The sequence below is a fragment of the Pseudoalteromonas sp. CnMc7-15 genome, assembly GCF_022347925.1.
In the GTDB taxonomy this organism is placed as follows: domain Bacteria; phylum Pseudomonadota; class Gammaproteobacteria; order Enterobacterales; family Alteromonadaceae; genus Pseudoalteromonas; species Pseudoalteromonas ruthenica.
Window position 1 is genome coordinate 86,242 of the sequence record NZ_JAKRFT010000004.1, and the last position, 15,467, is coordinate 101,708.

Here is a 15,467-nt window from a genome sequence, read left to right on the forward strand (position 1 = left end):
CCTAACCTTCCGTTTTTTATGAATTTATCAATAAAAAAACCCGAGCTATTGCTCGGGCCTTTCGGTTGGGAACTGTTTACTTGTTTAAATCAAGCATGAGTTTATTCAGTCGACTAACAAAGCCAGCTGGGTCTTTTAAGCTGCCGCGCTCAGCCAATAGTGCTTGGTCAAGCAATACTTCTGACCACTGCTTGAACTTATCTTCGTCTTGCTCATCATTTAAATGTTTCACTAGTTGGTGCTCAGGGTTAAGCTCGAACACCGGCTTGGTTTCCGGCGCTTGCTGCCCAACTGATTCCATCAACTTGATCATTTGCGAGCTCATGTCGTTCTCATCGGCAACAACACAGGCTGGCGAGTCAGTTAAGCGATGGGTAAAGCGTACTTCTTTAACTTTATCGCTAAGCACCTCTTTGATGCGCTCTAAAAGTCCCGCTACTTCCTTCTCCGACTCTTCTTGCGCTTTTTTACTTTCTTCGTCGTCCAAGTCACCTAAGTCAAGATCGCCACGAGTAATCGACTGGAACTGCTTTTCTTGGAACTCAGTAAGGTGGCTCATCATCCACTCGTCAACACGATCGCTCAGCAGTAATACTTCGATGCCTTTTTTACGGAAAATCTCCAAATGCGGTGAGTTTTTCGCTGCTTCAAAGCTATCAGCCACAACGTAGTAAATCTTGTCTTGGCCTTCATCCATGCGCTCAATGTATTGCTCTAGTGATACATTTTGAGTTGCTTCATCGCTGTGCGTTGAAGCAAAGCGCAGCAGCTTGGCAATGGCTTCTTTGTTAGCCATATCTTCAGCTGGGCCTTCTTTAATCACCCCACCAAACTCATTCCAGAAAGTCTGGTACTGCTCAGGCTTGTTTTTGCCCATGCGGTCAAGCATTTTTAATACCCGCGAGGTACAGCCTTTGCGGATCGCCTGGGTCACTTTGTTGTCTTGTAAAATTTCACGAGACACGTTCAATGGTAAATCATTGGAATCAAGCAAACCTTTTACAAAGCGTAAGTAGCCAGGCATAAACTGCTCTGCGTCATCCATGATAAAGACGCGTTGCACATAGAGTTTTAAGCCGTTTTGGCGGTCGCGATTATACAAATCAAACGGTGCACGCTTAGGAATGTAAAGCAGGCTAGTGTATTCAGTTTTACCTTCTACTTTATTGTGGGCCCAAGTCAGTGGCTCTTCCCAATCGTGGCCTACATGCTTGTAGAATTCTTGATATTCTTCATCACTGATTTCAGATTTATCACGTGTCCATAAGGCTTCAGCTTTGTTAATAGCTTCCCACTCACCGGGCTTGGCTTCAATTTTCTCACCGTCAGAGCCTTCAGATTCAGGCACTGGCTCGCGATACATTTCCACCGGAATCGAAATATGGTCTGAGTATTTAGTCACGATACCGCGTAGACGGAAGTCATCAAGGAACTCTGTTTCATCATCGCGCAGATGTAGAATAATCTCAGTGCCTCGACTCGGCTTGTCAATATTCGCTAGTGTGTACTCACCCTCGCCTTTTGACTGCCATTCAACAGCCTGGCTTTCGCCGGCCTTACGCGTGCGCACAGTCACTTCGTCGGCAACAATAAAGGCTGAGTAGAAACCCACGCCGAATTGACCAATAAGTTGCGAGTCTTTAGCTTTATCTCCGGTAAGGTTTTGGAAAAACTCAGCAGTACCCGATTTGGCAATCGTGCCCAATGCACTCACCACTTCATCGCGGTTCATGCCTATGCCGTTATCGCTGATGGTGACCGTTTTTTTATCTTTATCGGCGCTAATACGCACTTTTAAGTCGGCATCGCCTTCATACAAACTGTCATTTTCTAACGCCAAGAAACGCAGCTTGTCTGCCGCATCTGACGCATTAGAAACCAACTCACGTAGGAAAATCTCTTTATTGGAATACAAAGAGTGGATCATTAAGTTAAGCAGTTGCTTTACTTCGGTTTGAAAGCCGAGCGTTTCTTTTTCTGATGTTGCTGTCATTTCTCTCTCCGTTAGCAAACAATCCCAGCATGTCTGGGAAGCAGATATGCTCTGTATATGGGGTATTGCATCTCGGATTCAAGAGCGTACGCATAAAAAAAACGCCTAACGGCGCTTTTTTGTAAGTAAACAGACTTCTCTAAAAGTCAGCTTTCATATTGCACTTGTTTACGACCGTTGAAGGCATGGGACAACGTCATACCATCGACTAAGTCAAGCTCGCCTCCAACGGGCACACCATGGGCGATGCGCGACGCACCGACATTGTACTGTTTACACAACTGGGCAATATAATGAGCCGTGGTTTCGCCTTCAACTGTCGGGTTGGTCGCTAATATCACTTCATTGATGCTGCCTTGGGCAAGCTTTTGCTCTAACACGTCTAGGCCAATTTCATTCGGGCCAATACCATCGAGTGGCGAAAGGTGACCCATTAATACGAAGTATAAGCCTTGATAGTGCCCTGTTTGTTCAACCGCCAAGACGTCACTGGGTGATTCCACAATACATAACAAGCCCGAATCTTGGCGCTTTATATTGCTACATAACTCGCAGATATCTTGCTCAGTAAAGGTACGACAGCTTTGGCAGTGACCAATGTCTTGCATCGCTTGGTTTAAGGCTTGCCCTAATTGTGCCCCCCCTTCTCGGTCTCGCTCTAATAAATGAAAAGCGATGCGCTGCGCTGATTTCGGGCCGATGCCTGGTAGGCAGCGTAAAGCGTCAACAAGTTGCGTTAATTTTGGAGATAATTGCATAACGGATCCCAAGTACCACAGAGGTCATGAATACACCGGTGGCCTAGCCACAAGCGTTGGCAAGAGCACAAGACAGACATTGACCTTAGCGCTAAAACCCCAGTATAAAGCGCTTCAGCACTTAGGCTCAAGGGCTTTTAGTAGCGCGCTCCTGCTTGCAAGCGATTAGGTGAACCAGATTGGCTCTGTAGCGGCACTTGTATACTAAAACGCACACCACGCGGGCGCAGCGCCTGTACTTCAATAGAGCCATTAAGCAGCAGGGTAATGCCTTGGGCAATACGGGTTCCCCCAAGCCCTAAAGCTCCATTAGCTCGTGCTGTGGTGTAAAAGGGTGACAATATTTGCGCCGCTTGCTCGGCTGATAATTCCGCTGCGTTATCTTCATAGATAAGTTGCGCATATTGACCCCTTTGCTCTAGCTTGAGCACAACGTCTAAATTGTCACCCGGCTCTAACTGAGCATGTTTGCAGCTATTAGCCATCAACTCCAACAAGACCCGCTGTATGGTATTGCTGCCGTGATCCATATGCAGCTGTCCTTGCACATCAAACGAAAGCCGGAAGGGGTAACTTTGGTAAGTGAAGGGCTCGAATAACATTAATGCCATATCATGAATATTAATCGCTTCACCGTCTGGGGTGCTGTAGTCATTAAACATAGTTTGAAACTCACCCACCATTTCACTGGTTTTCAGCAAATTGCGCATCAGCAAGGTGTTGGCATGGTCGATTTTCTGCAAGCCAGAATCTAACGCTTTGGCGGTTAGGGATTTTTTATTCAGTGCTTGATGCAGTGTTTGACTCTGCATCTCTAGCGACCCACTCGCTGTTAGACAATTTCCGAGTGGCGTATTGAGTTCATGTGCCAGCCCTGAGGTCATCAAAAGAATATCTTTGAGCGTGCTTATCTGTTGTTGTCGATGCGTTGCCTCTATCAGCATAAGGTAGGTACTGACCCGTTGTTGTACTTCAGTTTTATTAAAGGGCTTAACAATGTAGTCGACGCCACCGGCGGCAAAGGCATCATCAATATGTTGGCGATCAGAGTATGAGCTAATAAAAATGATGGGCACATGGGCGCTGTAATCATCCTGCTTAAGCTGCCGACAGAGCTCTAACCCATTCATACCGGGCATTTCTATGTCCATCAGAATAAGTGCCGGTAAATGGCGATGAATTTCAACCAACGCGTGCTCAGCAGAAGTAGCGTGAGTCAGTGAGTGGTGCTTTTCTTCCAATATGGCTTTAATAATACGAAAATCAAACTCCTGATCTTCGACCACCAATATATCATTCATGACAGCGGCTCCCTCTTCCTTTGTAGTTGAGTGTAGCAGTCCTCAAGAGCCTCTGTGTTTGCTATCTTAAAGAAATAAAAAACCCCGCTATAAAGCGGGGCTAAACACATAAATCTAGATGCAGATTTAGAACGGCATTTTCATGCCTGGGGGTAAGTTCATCCCACCAGTTACCTCAGACATACGTTTTTGACTTTCGTCTGCTACGCGACGTACAGCGTCATTGCACGCGGCTGCAAGCAAGTCTTCAATCATGTCTTTGTCATCTTCCATTAGGCTTTCATCGATTTCCACGCGGCGTACATTGTGGCTACCTAACATGGTCACTTTAACTAAGCCCGCACCGGCTTCACCGGTCACTTCTAAATTGGCAATTTCTTCTTGGGCCTTTTGCATGCGCTCTTGCATTTGCTGCGCTTGCTTCATCATATTGCCCATTCCGCCTTTAAACATAGTGCTCTCTCTCGTTAAAAATCGCTCTGCTGGCAAAGATAAGGCCAACAGCCGTAAATTACAATGCTTGAACCGAGTTTTCGTCCAAGATTGCTGAAAATTGCGTCATCAGCTGCTGCACGTGTTCATCTGCTTTCACTGCAGCAACCGCCTGTTGATAGCGCTGGCCATCAATGCTTTGCTGAATTAAAAACGGCGTTTGTTGCAATTCATCGACAAATTCAATCTGCACGTTCAATGGTTCTTTAAAGTGCTCAGCTAACCCTTGTTGTAGGCGCTCACGTAACGCGCTGCTGTCTAGATGACGCTGGCTTTGCTCTACATGCAACGTCAGTTCCGTGCCTTGTTTTTGATAACGACTATGCAAGGCAAACTGCCTAATACGCCCACCGAGACCCATAGACTCAATAATATGTGCCCAGTCATCCTGTTGGTGCGCAAATTTGACATCACTTACACTGCTTTCAAAGCCTTCAGGTGCGGCGATAGCGACTTGCTCTTGCTGCGACTCTTTGCGCGGTGTAGCCGGCGCTTCTAGTTGCTCCACCAGCTCAGGGGCCAATTTTTGTGGATCAGGCTGGTGTTTATCCATTAACCGCTGCGCTGGCGATTGTTGCCGCTGCGCTTTGGTTTTTTCGGGTGGAACGGCATTAGCCGTTTCTTGGCTCGCAGTGCTTACGGCGGTGGCCCGTTTAGTTCGGGCCTCGGCCTTTTTTGCACTATCATCCTCTTGCACGGGCCTGCTCGCCGTTCCCAATTTGCGGTTTTTTAAGATACGCGCAATGGCAGACTGCGCCTCATCTTGCAATTGGTCTAACTGCTGCGCTGGTGAAGCGGCTGCAGAGCCTTGCTCAGCACCTGCATTGGCGGCTACTTCTGCGCCCTGCTCAATGGTCATTGCTGTTTGTGCATTCTCTGCGTGGGGTTGATAACCTTGTTCATGCGCCTGCTGCATCACTTGTTCAAACTGCTGCGCGGCCATCGCTTCATGATGCTGATCATCTTGAGAGTCAGCTTCATATTGGGAATTTGCTGCGTTTGCCCCCTGATTATCGCCACCATTTGCAACGGATTGCGCTGGCGCAGGTTCGGTGCCCGTGGCGGGTTCTGCGCGTTGCGGTTCAGAGGCAGAAGTACTTTGCTGCGCCGCCACGCGTGGCTCCTGAGGCTGAGGCTGAGGCTGAGGCTGAGGCTGAGGCTGAGGCTGAGGCTGAGCAGTATTTTCTAACCCAGCCTTGTTACGTGCTAGCATTGCCCGCAGGTTCGCCGTTTTTTCTTCATTATCACCACGAGACGGCGTCTGTTGAGCCGTCGATGTGGTCGAAGTGCCATACTGTGGTTCAAAAGCGAGCAGGCGTAGCATTAACATCTCAAAGCCCACTTGCGCAGAGCTGGCCCATTGTAGGTCCCGCTTACCCGCTAACAACAATTGATAAATCAAGTGGATATGTTGCGTATCAGCAGTGTTTGCTACCTCAGTAATATAATCACTGTCACGGTCGTTTAGTAGCGCTGCACTGGGCACCAGCTGAGTCAATTGCACACTGTGTGTAAGATTCAAAAGGTCATCAAGCACAGCAATATAATTCGGGTTGTGTTGTGCTAAATTGCGAATTTGCTGGATCAGCTCATCGCCATCGCCGAGCAATACCGCACTGAGCAATTGCTGGGCATAGCGCACATCCATCAGCCCGAGCATGTCTTTAATCGGCCCCTCGTGCAGCTGCCCATTGGTTTGCGCAATAGCCTGATCGGTTAAACTCAGGGCATCTCGCATACTGCCATCGGCAGCCTTAGCCAACACCGCCAAGGCTGGCTGTTCAAAATCGAGTTGCTCTTGGCTGAGCACATGCGCTAACTGAGTACTGATTTGTTGCACCGACAGCGCACTTAAATTGAACTGTAAACAACGAGATAAAATGGTTACAGGCAATTTTTGCGGATCGGTCGTCGCTAGCAGAAACTTAACGTGCTCAGGTGGCTCTTCCAATGTTTTTAACAGCGCATTAAAACTGTGCTTGGAAAGCATGTGCACTTCATCAATGAGGTAAACCTTGAACTGCCCGCGAGTCGGGGCATATTGCACGTTATCTAGAATCTCTCGGGTGTCTTCAACCTTGGTCCGCGATGCCGCATCGATCTCAATAAGGTCAATGTATTTACCGGCTTCAATATCTAGACAAGTACTACACTGACCACATGGCTGTGCCGAGATACCCTGCTCACAGTTCAGGCTTTTGGCAAAAATACGGGCTATAGTGGTCTTGCCCACACCGCGAGTGCCGGTGAACAAGTAAGCGTGGTGCAAACGCTGCTCGTTTAAGGCATTAACCAATGCTTGTTTGACATGGTCTTGACCCACGAGTTGATGAAAGGTTTGCGGTCGCCACTTACGGGCAAGAACCTGATAGCTCATGTTTAATCGCCTTCAAATTCAACTAATTTGAACACATCGATACCTTGCTCACGCACTCGCTGTTCACCACCTAGAGCGGGTAGAGAAACCACAAATGCTGCGTCGCTGGCGTGGCCGCCTAATTTGGCCACCAGCTTGGCGGTCGCTTCTATGGTGCCGCCCGTAGCGAGTAAATCGTCAACGAGCAGTACTTTGTCGCCGGGTTCGATGGCATCTTTGTGCAATTCAAGAATATCTTCACCATATTCTAACTGGTAGCTTTGTGCAATGACCTCACGCGGCAGTTTGCCCGGCTTACGCACAGGAATAAAAGGAATGCCCAGTACATAAGCCAAAGGGGCACCAAAGATAAAGCCGCGAGACTCTGTGCCAATGATTTTGGTAAAGCCTTGGTCTTTATACTTGCTCACCATGCTATCAATGGTCAATTTTAAGGCCTTTGGATCGGCCAGCAAGGTGGTCACATCGCGAAATTGGATGCCTGGCTTAGGGTAATCTGGCACTGTGGCAATAGATTGCTTGATGTATTGAAGATCAGCAGCACTCATAGTTATTTCATTTTTTGTTCTGACAAGCGCTGCATTATAGCAAGTTGTGCTCAACAATGAAGCCGCCAATAAAAAAGGCCACCTTGTGTGGTGACCTTTTAAGCAAAGCTCAATTGCTTAAAGCGATGCGAACACTTTGTCGGTTTTAGCCGCGCAGATAAAGTCGTTCTTATGCAAGCCTTTAATTGAGTGAGACCACCAAGTCACTGTCACTTTACCCCACTCGGTTAAAAGACCTGGGTGATGCCCTTCTTCTTCTGCCATATCACCTACCGCATTGGTGAAGGCTAACGCTTGTTTAAAGTTTTTAAACTTAAAGACGCGCTCTAATTGCATGATACCGTCACGAACTTCAGGCACCCAATCTGGGATATCTTTAATTAACTCGGCCAACTCTTCATCTGATACTTTGGGCGCATCGGCACGACACGCTTCACATTTTTGTGCGCTTAATTCAGACATTGCTAATTCCTTAACTTGCTTTTTTCTCTTTAGGGGGAAACTTAGGTTCAAACAAACCAAGCTCTTTGGCCTTGGCTACCATCGACATTAAATCCATTTGCGAGATTTCAAATAAATCATGGATAGAGTTAATGGTGTAGTACACGGGCTGCATGATATCAATGCGATAAGGGGTACGCAGCACATCCAACACATTTATTGGGTTGATTTCGGGCTCATCGGTGTACACGTAATTGGTCTCGCCTGGGCTTGATAAAATACCACCGCCATAAATACGAAGACCGTCTTTAGTTTGCATCAAACCAAACTCAACGGTAAACCAGTATAAACGCGCTAAGTAGACACGGTCTTTTTTGTCTGCTGCATAGCCTAGCTGGCCGTACTTGTGGGTAAATTCAGCGAAGTCCGGGTTAGTGAGCATAGCGCAATGGCCAAAGATCTCGTGGAAAATATCCGGCTCTTGTAAGTAGTCGAATTCCTCGCGAGTGCGGATAAACGTGGCGACAGGAAATTGTTTGTTCGCTAATAAACGAAAAAACTCGTCAAAATCAATCAACGCAGGGACCGGCGCTACCTGCCAACCCGTTTCGCGCTCGAGTACTTCATTGAGCTCGCTAAGCTGCGGAATACGATCGGTGGGCAAGTTAATTTTTTTCAGGCCTTCGATATACTCATCGCAAGCGCGCCCTTCAATGCACGCCAACTGGCGTTCGACCAACTCGGCCCAGGTTTGGTTTTCTTCATCGCTCCAATGAATAACGCCATTCTCATCCGGCGTTCGAGAAACGTATTTACTTGATTTAGCCATAACTACCTTACCTTGTCCCATTTGCTTTTGTTTGCACTGCAAACGCACGACGCAAATGACTCTGTGTGTGTTAACCAGATACTAAGGAAAAGTACATCTGTTTGTAATACTTGGTGCTGTTATACGTTCTGCGCAAACCGCTTAAAACGTAAACTTAAAGATACACTCATACACCTTAAAAATTACACCCCTGCTTTTAGTGGCCTGAAAAGCAAAAGGGTGTAAAGTATTTATTACTAAAATTATTAAAGCTTTGCTAACCCTTGGCTTAGATCTGCAATAATCTCATTAACATCTTCTAAACCTATCGAAATGCGGACCAAGCCATCGCTAATTCCTGCGGCACGACGCTGTTCCGGTTCATAAGTAGAGTGAGTCATTGAAGCCGGGTGCTGAATAAGGGTTTCCGTATCACCTAAACTGACCGCCAATGTGCACAACTGCAAGCTATTAATAAACTGCTCTGTTTGTGCTAAAGACGCTTTAAGTTCAAAAGCAATCACGCCGCCGGCATCTTGCATTTGCGAACCCATAAGCCGATGTCCTGGATCGTTTTTGAGCCCTGGGAAATAAACGCGTTCAACGCTTTGATGCTGATGTAGAAATTCCGCCACCTGATGAGCACTTTGACAATGGGCCTGCATACGCACCGCTAAGGTTTTCATGCCTCGTAATATTAACCAGGCATCAAATGGGCTCATGGTGGCACCGATATCTTTGAGTACCGTCGATTTAATACACTGAATATGCTCATTACTGCCACACACCAGACCTGCGACGACATCACCATGACCATTGAGGTACTTCGTCGCACTGTGGACGATCAAATCTGCACCAAAGTGCGCGGGTTTTTGCAAAATAGGCGTCAAGAAGGTGTTATCAACAACGCTGATCAACTGGTGACTTTTTGCTACATCGCACAACTGCTGTAAGTCGTAAACATCAATGTTTGGATTGGCAGGTGTCTCTACAAATAACATTTTAGTATTCGGGCGCAGCGCTTGCTTAACAGCCTGTATATCGTTGCAATCAACAAAAGTGACTTCGACGCCAAAGCGAGTAAGTAAGTGGCTAAACAGTGCATAAGTGCAGCCATAGACTGTTGTTGATGCTATTAGGTGATCGCCTGCGCTAAGAAAGCTCATGACCGCTGCTGAAACCGCCCCCATACCAGTGGCGCAGGCCGCCGCATCTTCGGTCTGTTCAAGCGCTGCCAGCTTCTGCTCTAGCTCGCGCACTGTGGGGTTGCCGAGACGCGAATAAATATACCCGGCCTCTTCGCCGGCAAAGCGGGCTGCACCTTGCGCTGCATCGTCAAACACAAAGGTTGAGGTTTGGTATAAAGGGGCCGCTAAAGCGCGATGGGGATCGCGACGCTCACCCTGGGGATGGATACATTGCGTTTTGTCTGAAGGTTGAATATTTTTCATAATGCCACCGTTTTTCTTTCTAACATAGTGGCAGTTCTGGCTATAAAACAAGCAAGCTAGCCGCTTGGATGGCTAGCTTGCTGTATCATCTCGGTGTTTTCGTCAATCTTTGTTGACGTTCTCGGTCGTCTGCTCGTTTTCACGCTTATCTAAGCGCGTCAATCGGGCTGCTAAGCGTTTTGCTGTCGCTCGCAATAAAGATGGCTTGGCCTCCAGCTTCGGTAATGGTCGACACAGCTCCATCGCCTTATAGCCAATGCGTGCAGTCAACACCCCGGCGCTGAGGCCTTGGGCAGCACGAGTCGATAATACACTCAATAACTTGGTGCCAAACGCCGTGGCGGCGAGATCGGCAAGCAACTCGGTCGAACCGACAAAGAGCATTTGCTTAACCAAGCTGCGGTAAAGCCGAACACGACTCATGTAGCCCAGTGCCAAACCATAATTATCCGCAAGGGTATCAACCAGTTTCAGTCCGCGCCACAACACCGCAAGCATATCCACTACTGCTAATGGGCTGACACTGACTAGCACCGCTGATTCAACGGCGTAGCGATTGATAATCTGCTTGGCCTGTTCATCTTGGCGCACCAGCAAGGTGTCGCGATACAACTCCATCACTTCGCGGTCACTTAGGTGCTCGGCAATTTGCCCTTTAAATTGTGCAAAGTCCGCATGGTTTTGAATACGGTTAACGCTCTCCAGCCAAGGTAGCGCTTGGCCGATTTGTTCACTCGCCAACAACCGTTGAGCTTGTTGTTGATGATGGCGATTAACTTTGAGGCGCTTCAAATTGACCAGCTCACGCCATAGCAATCGGCCAATTAGCAACACCGCCAGCCCGATAACACTGCTATATAACGCGCCAAGCCATACAGAGGCTTGAAAGCTCGCAACAATACTCAGCACGGTTTCAACGATAATGAGGGTTAACAACAGCCAAGCAAACAGCCTTTTCAATAGCGAGCGTTTACCACGCTGGCGCCCCAATTCCTCATCCAGTGTTGATTCCAGCTCGCTTCCCTGCGCCAAGTCGAAATCATCCTCCTCTTGCGGCGCGTCATTACGAGCAACCACTTTGGCGGGCTCCAATTGAGATGCAGATTGCTGCTGCGACTGGCCCTCAAAACGCCGCGCTCCGGCTAAATTAACTGGCTCACTCATGTCAGCTTATCCCCCAATAAAAATTCCAGCGCATGATCCATACGCATATGTCGCAAGCGTCCGTCGCTGTGCGGCCAAGGGGCAAAATCGATATAGTCAAACCCCTGTTGTGGCCATTGCTGTGCAGTCAAACGGTGTCGCGGTGGCTGCGGTGGCAAATAGGTGAGCCACTGCGACTCATGCAGCGGTTTACCATAGACGCAATGCAAACTTTGCCCTTTTTCCACCACTTGCTTGCCCTGTGTTGCGCACACAGCGGCCATCGCCATGGTGTCCACTTCCACCCCAGAAAAGGTCAAGCTATTGGCTTTTTCTTTAACAATATCGTGCAACAGCAGCGCCAAGTCTTGATGGTAATTAGCTCCAACTTGGTCTGCTTTATTGGCGATAAACAGCAGCTTATCAATGTTGGGACTGAACAGTCGGCGCAGCACATTGCTCTTACCGTAATCAAAAAAAGACAGCAACTCGGTGATTGCCTCGGCTTGCTCATCGAATATGTCCGGACCCAGCTTTAGCGCTCGCAATAAGTCCACAAGCACCACTTGACGGTCAAAATGGCAAAAGTAGTCTTTATAAAAAGGCTTAACGACTTGTGCTTTATAGGCTTCAAAGCGTGCCTCAAGCTGCTGATATTGAGTATGCAGCCCACCCTGCTTAGGCGCATGGCAAGGAAAAAAAGACAAAAGCGGCGCGCCCTCTAACTCCCCGGGGATCAACATCCGCCCCGGTTGCAAGTTAGCGGCGTGGGCATGAGCCTTAATATTCACTAAGGCTTGTTTGTACAACTCACTGAGCTCTTTTAAGCGTACTTCATCGACCTCTGCATTAGCGTCAAACTCATGCAGTGCAGTCATAAAGTCCTGTGCATGCTCTGCTCTCGCGGCCTTGTTGAGCATCGTTAACTGACGTTCACACCAAGTGGGATAATCCATGTTCAACATGGGTAAATCCATTAGCCACTCACCTGGGTAATCAATAAGATCAATGGTTAGTGTGGCGCTATCACCAAATTGTGCCCGTAACCCCTGCTTGGGACGGTAGCGCATGGCGAGGCGCAAAGTATTAATTCGTTGCGTTGACTCTGGCCAGGCCGGCGGTTGCTGATTCAACGCCGCCATCGCTTGACGATACGCAAAAGTCGGGATATTCAGCGCTTTTTGTGGCACCGGTTGCGTGGCTATGTGGCGCCCCTCACGAACAACACGAAAAAAAGGCATGTTTTGTTCGCTCGCTTGCTCTGATAGCTGGTGCACTAAAGCTGTGATAAAGGCTGTTTTTCCACTGCCTGACAATCCTGTAACCGCCAGGGTGATATGGCTATCTAAGGTACGCTTTAAAGTCTTTTTGGCTCTGTCTTTGAGCTTATCAAGGCGTGAGTACGACAAATTAACTCCTTGTTTAAATACCCTTGCATACAAACGCAGGCAACCAGCTAATCATGACTAGCTGGTTGCAATGCGCCTGAGGGCTTTATAGCTTATTAATTTCTCTGTCTACCGTGAAGGTCGGCGAAGTTACATGAGTCTCCATATGCTGAATACGGTTGTCTAACTCACCTAAATATTCCTTCAACTCTTTAAGAGCCTTACGCGGAGGCTCACCCTTTTGCCACACTTTGGCTTTCACCTCACCGACATGGGCGCTCTTACTACTGGGCGCTGTTTGCTCTGCGGCTGGTTTTTTCTCTAATATCAGCCAAGCAGCAATGTAGGCCACGATAAATAAGGGTCCCCCGGCCAACAACACGGCGGAGATGAAAATAATGCGTACCAACCACAACTCAAAATTAAAGTAGTCGCTGACCCCTGCACATACGCCGCCTAGCTTGCCGCGTTCGGGGTTGCGATATAATTCGCGTTTGCCACTCATACCTTACTCCTCCACTGCGGGGACTCCTGGTCGAGCAAGGTCTCTAAGGTATTGATGCGCTCTGCCATTTTCTCTGCTTTATTAGCCAGCTCAACCAGTTGACGGTGCTCGTGTTCACTTAACCCTTGGCTTACCTGTTTTTTACTGCGGTAATGTAATATCAGCCACAACGGCGCCACAAAAATCAAAAATATGACAATCGGTGGTAATAACATATCAAAATCAAACATAATCCTCTCCTGCCTTGTTGTTATGGTGCGCCATCGTGTGGCTAGGGCCGCGTACGACCCTTCACCTTATACATTATTATTCTGCTTTATCGGTTTTGCCCATTTTTGCTTTCAAGGCTGAGAGTTCATCGTCAATTTTCTCGTCCTTTTCTAGCTGCTCGATTTCATCAGACAGCGACTTCTGACCTAACTCATAAGATTCTACCTGAGCCTCGAGGCCATCAATTTTTGTCTCGTAACGCTCGAACTTATCCAGTGCATCTTGCACCTTGTCACCATCAAGTGTCTTTTTCACATCTAGACGCGATTGCACTGAACGCTGACGAAGGACAATGGCTTTTTGGCGCGCTTTCGCGTCGCTGAGCTTCTCTTGCAAGGTGCTGATCTCTTGTTGCAACTTGTTGATGTGCTCGTCTACATGTTCAAGCTCACGCTCAAGTGACTCTTTCGCTTCGGTACACTTGCTCTTTTCTAGTAGTGCAGCGCGTGCTAAATCGTCGCGGTCTTTAGATAAGGCTAGCTCAGCCTTCTCTTGCCACTGCTCGGTTTGCTTGTTCAATGTTTCTAACCGGCGGCTGAGCTCTTTTTTCTCTGCGAGTGTTTTCGCCGATGTCGAGCGCACCTCCACAAGTGTGTCTTCCATCTCTTGGATGATTAGACGCACCATCTTTTCTGGGTCTTCTGCTTTATCTAAAATAGCATTGATATTCGAGTTTACGATATCTGCAAAACGTGAAAAAATTCCCATAATCTTTACCTCGGATGTTGAAGTCTTTGTTGACTACTCTACGTATTATCAAGTTGCTTGCCAACTTTAAAACCACATAAAAAACTTAATTTATTCATTAAGTTACTTTATATTCGCCAAATCACTTTCTTATCTTCAAATAATGAAATACACTAAGCTTTAGCAAAAATAACTAAGAGTTAGTGTAAATGAGCCAGTTCCGCAAAAAAGACGATTTACTGGGCCAGTCCGATAGCTTTTTAGAGGTGCTCGATCAGGTCTCCCAGTTGGCCCCCCTTGATAAGCCGGTGCTAGTCATTGGTGAGCGCGGTACCGGTAAAGAGCTTATCGCTGCACGGTTACACTATCTATCTGGGCGTTGGGATCAAACCTATGTCAGTCTTAACTGCGCTGCACTCAATGAGAACTTGCTTGAAAGTGAGCTATTCGGTCACGAAAGTGGCGCTTTTACTGGCGCCAGTAAACGTCATGAAGGACGTTTTGAGCGTGCCAACGGCGGCACGTTATTTTTAGACGAACTCGCAAATACCCCCGCAGCGGTCCAAGAAAAACTGCTTCGGGTAATTGAATATGGCGAGTTTGAGCGCGTTGGGGGTCGGGCGCCAATAAAAGTTGATACACGACTGATTTGCGCCACCAATGAAGACTTACCCAGCCTTGCCGATGCCGGCGAGTTTCGACACGACTTGCTGGACCGCCTCGCCTTTGACGTAATTACGCTCCCTCCGCTGCGTGAGCGCCAAGAAGATATTTTGCTGCTCGCCGAGCATTTCGCCATTAACATGGCACGTAACCTAGGGTGGGAGTTATTCAGTGGTTTCACTACCCGAGCCAAGGCGGCTCTACTGGATTATGACTGGCCGGGGAATGTCCGTGAGCTGAAAAATGTGATAGAGCGCAGCTTGTATCGCCATGGCAATGAAAGCCTCGCTGTGCATACGATTAATTTGGACCCCTTTGCCAGCCCCTATCGGCCTAAGGCATTGAGCACTCGCAAACCTGCGATGGCCGTCAATGAGCAGCCACTACTCAGTGACTCAGAGCAGCCTCAAGTGGCACCCGCAGAGCCGCTGAAAAACAATCAACGAATGAACTTCCCGTGCGACTTAAAACAACTCTCCAGCGACTACGAAACGGAACTGTTGCGCCAAGCGTTGGAATTTAGCCAATTTAATCAAAAGAAAACTGCACAATTGCTTGGTTTAACGTATCATCAGCTAAGAGGATATTTGAAAAAATACAACTTACTTGATTCGCAGCAAAAACAAGAGGCTTAGCCTGTGT

At 47.9% G+C, this 15,467-nt stretch carries 15 protein-coding genes; 1 reads left to right on the top strand and 14 read right to left on the bottom strand.

Annotated features, from left to right (window positions below):
* Window positions 1-76: 76 nt before the first annotated feature.
* The 14 genes from htpG to pspA all read right to left on the bottom strand — a co-directional run bounded on the left by htpG (window position 77) and on the right by pspA (window position 14,183).
* Window positions 77-1,993, bottom strand: a complete 1,917-nt coding sequence (gene htpG / locus MHM95_RS10825) for a molecular chaperone HtpG (protein ID WP_239385270.1) — start codon at window positions 1,991-1,993, stop codon at window positions 77-79.
* 146 nt (window positions 1,994-2,139) lie between these two features.
* Window positions 2,140-2,751: a recombination mediator RecR gene (gene recR / locus MHM95_RS10830; RefSeq protein ID WP_022944025.1), complete on the bottom strand. Its 612-nt coding sequence runs from the start codon at window positions 2,749-2,751 to the stop codon at window positions 2,140-2,142.
* A 137-nt stretch (window positions 2,752-2,888) separates the two neighbouring features.
* Window positions 2,889-4,052, bottom strand: coding sequence for a hybrid sensor histidine kinase/response regulator (locus tag MHM95_RS10835; protein ID WP_239385271.1), 1,164 nt, complete (start codon window positions 4,050-4,052; stop codon window positions 2,889-2,891).
* Window positions 4,053-4,178: 126 nt separating this feature from the next.
* Window positions 4,179-4,505: a YbaB/EbfC family nucleoid-associated protein gene (locus tag MHM95_RS10840; protein ID WP_022944023.1), complete on the bottom strand. Its 327-nt coding sequence runs from the start codon at window positions 4,503-4,505 to the stop codon at window positions 4,179-4,181.
* Window positions 4,506-4,563: 58 nt separating this feature from the next.
* A complete protein-coding gene (gene dnaX, locus MHM95_RS10845; RefSeq protein WP_239385272.1) occupies window positions 4,564-6,921 on the bottom strand; it encodes a DNA polymerase III subunit gamma/tau in 2,358 nt (785 codons plus the stop codon).
* 2 nt (window positions 6,922-6,923) lie between these two features.
* Window positions 6,924-7,469 carry an adenine phosphoribosyltransferase gene (gene apt / locus MHM95_RS10850; protein ID WP_045978110.1) on the bottom strand — a complete coding sequence of 182 codons (546 nt, stop codon included), beginning with the start codon at window positions 7,467-7,469 and terminating at the stop codon, window positions 6,924-6,926.
* A gap of 117 nt (window positions 7,470-7,586) precedes the next feature.
* Window positions 7,587-7,931 (bottom strand): 4a-hydroxytetrahydrobiopterin dehydratase, encoded by a 345-nt coding sequence (locus MHM95_RS10855; protein ID WP_022944020.1) that lies wholly within the window; start codon window positions 7,929-7,931, stop codon window positions 7,587-7,589.
* Between the two features lie 10 nt (window positions 7,932-7,941).
* Window positions 7,942-8,739, bottom strand: coding sequence for a phenylalanine 4-monooxygenase (phhA, locus tag MHM95_RS10860; RefSeq protein ID WP_026110982.1), 798 nt, complete (start codon window positions 8,737-8,739; stop codon window positions 7,942-7,944).
* 245 nt (window positions 8,740-8,984) lie between these two features.
* Window positions 8,985-10,169, bottom strand: coding sequence for a methionine gamma-lyase (gene megL, locus MHM95_RS10865; RefSeq protein WP_130145492.1), 1,185 nt, complete (start codon window positions 10,167-10,169; stop codon window positions 8,985-8,987).
* Window positions 10,170-10,271: 102 nt separating this feature from the next.
* Window positions 10,272-11,333, bottom strand: a complete 1,062-nt coding sequence (locus tag MHM95_RS10870) for a TIGR01620 family protein (protein ID WP_239385273.1) — start codon at window positions 11,331-11,333, stop codon at window positions 10,272-10,274.
* Window positions 11,330-12,721, bottom strand: coding sequence for a YcjX family protein (locus MHM95_RS10875; protein ID WP_239385274.1), 1,392 nt, complete (start codon window positions 12,719-12,721; stop codon window positions 11,330-11,332). The genes MHM95_RS10870 and MHM95_RS10875 overlap by 4 nt, the downstream gene beginning before the upstream one ends.
* An 85-nt stretch (window positions 12,722-12,806) precedes the next feature.
* A complete protein-coding gene (pspC, locus tag MHM95_RS10880; RefSeq protein ID WP_022944394.1) occupies window positions 12,807-13,205 on the bottom strand; it encodes an envelope stress response membrane protein PspC in 399 nt (132 codons plus the stop codon).
* Window positions 13,202-13,435, bottom strand: a complete 234-nt coding sequence (gene pspB / locus MHM95_RS10885) for an envelope stress response membrane protein PspB (protein ID WP_022944393.1) — start codon at window positions 13,433-13,435, stop codon at window positions 13,202-13,204. Before pspB ends, pspC begins: the two co-directional genes overlap by 4 nt.
* A 76-nt stretch (window positions 13,436-13,511) precedes the next feature.
* Complete coding sequence (gene pspA, locus MHM95_RS10890) at window positions 13,512-14,183, bottom strand: phage shock protein PspA (protein ID WP_022944392.1); 672 nt, start codon at window positions 14,181-14,183, stop codon at window positions 13,512-13,514.
* 188 nt (window positions 14,184-14,371) lie between these two features.
* On the opposite strand from pspA, the gene pspF reads away from it, so the two are divergent.
* Window positions 14,372-15,460, top strand: coding sequence for a phage shock protein operon transcriptional activator (gene pspF / locus MHM95_RS10895; protein WP_239385275.1), 1,089 nt, complete (start codon window positions 14,372-14,374; stop codon window positions 15,458-15,460).
* Window positions 15,461-15,467: the final 7 nt, after the last annotated feature.